Raw genomic sequence first — 1013 nt, 5'->3', positions numbered from 1 at the left:
AAATATGACCACGGCGTTTGGGCCACCAGTCGACGAACTCACCACTACTGCCACCATTTTGCCCAAAAGTGACCCACCCACTTTGCAGGTGAATCGCGACCACATTTTCGCCAACAACCAGGTACCTGTGCCGCTGGCGATAAAAGCGTCGGTGGTCAATCCCGCCTTCAACCTGAATACACCCACAGGTACAGAACTCTACGTCCAGATTTCAGGCCTGCCTTCATCGGCCTCCCTGGTGAATGGGCTATCAGAGCCGGTTGGCAGCAGCACCGGCATAACCGGCACAATAGCACTGACCACGGACCAATTGAGTGACTTATATTTGCTCAATACTGCAACGGGCACTTACCAACTCTCTGTACAGAGTGTCTCCGAAATTGATGACAGTGATCGGCAAACGAGCAATGTCGTTATTCTGTCCGTCAACGTTATTGAGGATAAACTCACCATTAATGGCACACCGGGCGACGACATTATTGTTGCCAATGGTACGGCACCACTGATCAACGGCAATGCCGGCGATGACCTGATCGCGGCCGGCCCCGGAACCAGTACGATTTACCCGGGACCTGGAAATAACGACGTCTGGGGCGGCAGTTACCAGTCATCCGAGCAGGATCATCAGGACACCTTTGCCTTTCAGCAAGGTGATACCGGCAATACGACCATCCATGACTATGAACCGGGGATTGACCATATCGACCTGAGCAAACTGCTCAACCTGCAAGCGGTCTGGGACAGTACAGCCCTGGCAGAGCAGGTTGTTATCTCTGAAAACGCTGGCAATACGCTATTATCGGTGGCTGGAGAAGTGATCACCCTGGAAGCCGTGCCCATGGACACACTATTGCAAGACAGCAGCCCCATGACACCCGCCGGGTATCTCAGTGCCCTGGTCAGTAATGGTAACCTGGTGATCTCCAATCAGTTTGGCCACGAGGGGAAGGATATCCTGCATGCTCCCACCACCGGTGAACTGATCGCTGATGGCATTGTCTATGGTTCCGGGG

The 1013-nt window shown here is 53.7% G+C and carries 1 protein-coding gene; it reads left to right on the top strand.

All coding sequences use genetic code 11. The features are described from left to right. On the top strand, positions 1-1013 hold a 1013-nt coding region (locus KDK14_RS02240), incomplete at both ends, for a M10 family metallopeptidase C-terminal domain-containing protein (protein WP_257263393.1).

Origin of the sequence: Endozoicomonas sp. ONNA2 (genome assembly GCF_024606365.1) — a bacterium.
Classification (GTDB): Bacteria; Pseudomonadota; Gammaproteobacteria; order Pseudomonadales; family Endozoicomonadaceae; genus Endozoicomonas.
This window is presented reverse-complemented; position numbering and strand designations above follow the sequence as displayed.